Genomic DNA, 3223 nt, shown 5'->3' with positions numbered 1-3223 from the left:
CTCATTATATTCATGGTGCACTTCAAAGCCATCCGGGAATTAATCTAATAAAAATTCATTAACAATACATCATCGTTAAATAAACACTGTAGAAGACAATAGCACTTGTCAGAAATATCGTATCCGTCATTCCTCATCTCTTGTGTTATTTTTCCATTTTCCCGGGGCTTAGTGGTTTATATCCATCGTCTTTTTCGACTTGCTTAAACCCACGGTTCCCATCCTTTTATAAATTCTTCCAAAGATGGTGCAATTTTTCTCATTTTTCCTTTTTCGTCATCTACAAATTTAACAATTCCTGTCTTTATTTCTACCACTACAGAATAGTTCACTTTCGACTCCACTCCAATCACAAAATGTGTTACCTTGCCATTCAGATCGGTATATGCCTCCATTATTTGTTTTAAACTTCTATACCCATCTCTAGGATCCACACCACTTATTGCAATTCTACTTTTTTTATAATTTATATTAAACCCCAAAAAATGATAGGTGCTAAAGTATTCAATTATATCTCGGTTGCTTTCAATTCCATATGTCTCTAATAGCTTTATAAAAGTTTCCTCTTTTCCATATGCCAATGGCCTCCATTTACACCATCCAGCATTATCTGCTTCTCCCACATAAACTGCCTGATCTACATCTTTTCTCCTGGGACGTTTAGGTAATCCATCCTCTGTTTTTTGGTATGCTGCTAAAAATTTTTCAAAAAAGTTATCCAACTCATTTTTTACTGACATTGTTTTATCTCCATTCTTATCCATTTTTTTGTTCGTATTGTCATAGACTTGATATTTTGAAGCATCTTCGAGAATACATCTCCATCTATCCCGCCCCAGATGCCATATTGTTTTTCTATATTATGAATTCCACCACTCCCCGGATGCAATCCTACAGGAATTGGCATAGCCTGACCACTACCTCCTATATGATGATGTATCAATTGTTGAAAAAAGGAAAAATCCTTGCCCTTGTAGAACGCCTTGCGAATTACAAGGTCTCAGTCTGCCTTTTTATCCATAACTTCAATGTCCCGTTTGATAACAACCAGGCAGAACGTGATCTTCGGATGATAAAGGTCAAGACCAAAGTATCCGGATGCCTCCGAACAGAGGAAGGTGCCAGAGATTATCTGAAAATCATGTCCTACGTTGGCACGGCACACAAGCAGGGACATAATGCTTACCAAGCAATCAAAAATGCAATCTCAGGTCACCCTGATTTCATCTTTGAGTAAATCTGGTTCTGAATAGTTACGTTTTGGTTTAGGTATTATGAAAAAATTTCATCCCCTTACACCCCTTGTGCGTGCCATTGTAACATGGACGTTTTAGAAGCGTTAATGAAATATTACATTTTTGTTACATTTTGTTTTGGATGCTCTTATGCGCACACTGAGGACTACTTTTGCTCTATAGTCATTGAACTACTCCATGGCCAAATCATGGTTAATTTTTAGATGGATCGTGTTCTTGTGTGGTGACATAAATAAACATTATATTGTACACATCACCTAACAATTAATTTCGAGAATACTTTTGAATTATTTTATTTAATCCCTCATCGTCAAATGATTTTATCTGTTCTTTCAGAGTTGACTCCCCCTCTATTTTGTCCAAATCCAATCCATGTTGTAACATCATTTCAAAGATTATATTATTATTTTCATTTATACTACCTAACGCACTTAATATAGGCGAAAAACCTCTTTTATCACTAATATTTGCGTCTGCACCTAAATCTAGCAAAATAGAAATCGCCTCGACAGAATGCACTTGACACGCCATATGGAGATACGATGTCCCTTGGGAATCTTGAAAATTTGGATTTGAAACTTTTTTAAGTCCTTTAAAACTTCTTCCTTTTTTTCTATCCCTACATTAAGATGAGCTAATCGATAAAACATTTCATCTCTGTTAAATCTGTCTGTCATTTTCATTTTCTCCTTCATAGTTATTAATGTGGATCTTCGTATATATGACTTCTATTACTAGTAATATCCTGCCATCTATAAAAATCTGGATTGTTCATAAATTCATTAAATTGTGATTGAGTCATTCCCTGTGATTCTGCCCAATTTCTCCAATACCAATATTCATTACCTGTAGTATGTCCCAATTCGACATTGCTAGGATTGACCATTTCCTACTTATTTCGTCATATATCTGACCTGTCTTATAATTAACTTTAGTATTTGAATTTACTGCATCAATAGTACTTTGTCTAATATATGATCTATGCAAATAATGCTCTGAATTATTTGCTATTCCTACCTCTGTATTTGATGCAAACTGTCCATTCGGTCTGTGCCATCTGCCATTTGCATCCTGATAAAATCCAGAAGGTGTACCACTCCACAGCACCAGAAACAGCACCTTTATGGTCTCCTATTGTTCCTGTCCGTGTTGTAGCAGTTGCTATTCCCTCATCGATACAGCTTTTGGCACATCCAAGTCCTACCGCCGCCAGTATCTGACTAAACAGGTAGACCGCCTTATTAAAATGCGTCTTGTCATCGTCTGCCCATACTGCATCCCATGCATCTAATGCAGGTCCCATTTGATCTTGAAACAGAATGCCCGGATCATTTGTAACAGCAAACATTCCGCTGTATATACGACCTGTTATTAGCTCCGGATGTGTTATCGGATCCACAATATCAAACCCGAATTGTGCTACTCCTACGTAAAAGTTTTGGCTATTCTGTCTCCGGTTACGGATTGCTTCACCATACGGATCACTGCTTCCCTGATAAGCATAACGCAACGGAGACACCACAATATTATAGATACCACTAATTCCTATGTCTGATTCCAGTTCCATGATAGCTTTCATAAAACCAGAATCATAATCGCGTTGCATGCCATTTAACATTTCCTGCTCTCTGGCATTATGCTCCGCTTCCATTCTCTGAGCTTCTATAATGGTATATTTCTCTAGTAATCGGTATATATCTCCGTAAGTTTGCGCCTGTTCAAATTCCTCAAGAGGTATATTGATTTCTACGCTGTTTCCGCTCGGATCCGCATAATTCAGATAGCTGCTCACGCAGTAATTATACCTGTTAAGCGTCAGCGGTTCTGTCTGGCTGCCGAGGTAGCTGTCTTCGGTGAGGAAGGTCGCTGTTACCACACAGTAGTACCTTGCCCTCAGATACTGGCTCTGGATATTCGGATTGTAGGACTCTCCGTTGTAGGTGTATTCGTTCTCATACTGCGGAGCC

At 38.0% G+C, this 3223-nt stretch carries 3 protein-coding genes and 1 pseudogene; 1 reads left to right on the top strand and 3 read right to left on the bottom strand.

Annotation, left to right across the window (positions count from 1 at the left end; translation table 11 throughout):
• Positions 1 to 203: 203 nt before the first annotated feature.
• Positions 204 to 764 carry a SecY-interacting protein Syd gene (locus tag DW835_RS17495; RefSeq protein WP_118731502.1) on the bottom strand — a complete coding sequence of 187 codons (561 nt, stop codon included), beginning with the start codon at positions 762 to 764 and terminating at the stop codon, positions 204 to 206.
• A 164-nt stretch (positions 765 to 928) separates the two neighbouring features.
• On the opposite strand from DW835_RS17495, the gene DW835_RS18155 reads away from it, so the two are divergent.
• Positions 929 to 1237, top strand: coding sequence for a transposase (locus DW835_RS18155; RefSeq protein ID WP_182430353.1), 309 nt, complete (start codon positions 929 to 931; stop codon positions 1235 to 1237).
• 283 nt (positions 1238 to 1520) lie between these two features.
• Here DW835_RS18155 and DW835_RS17485 read toward each other — a convergent pair.
• Together DW835_RS17485 and DW835_RS17465 are read right to left on the bottom strand one after the other, a co-directional pair.
• Positions 1521 to 1826 (bottom strand): annotated as a pseudogene (locus DW835_RS17485) (ankyrin repeat domain-containing protein); the annotation flags it as partial.
• 430 nt (positions 1827 to 2256) lie between these two features.
• Positions 2257 to 3223, bottom strand: a 967-nt coding sequence (locus DW835_RS17465) for an RHS repeat-associated core domain-containing protein (protein ID WP_279221292.1), incomplete at its 5' end; no start/stop codon positions are given.

The organism is Clostridium sp. AM34-9AC (assembly GCF_003480225.1).
GTDB lineage: Bacteria > Bacillota > Clostridia > Lachnospirales > Lachnospiraceae > Acetatifactor > Acetatifactor acetigignens.
Note: the sequence above shows the minus strand (reverse complement) of the source record. Positions and strands in the feature narration are given on the sequence as shown.

Bases quoted from the DNA above. Each gene is read 5' to 3' on its own strand.
- DW835_RS17495 (WP_118731502.1), bottom strand. From the start codon at position 764: ATGGATAAGAATGGAGATAAAACAATGTCAGTAAAAAATGAGTTGGAT.
- DW835_RS18155 (WP_182430353.1), top strand. From the start codon at position 929: ATGATGATGTATCAATTGTTGAAAAAAGGAAAAATCCTTGCCCTTGTA.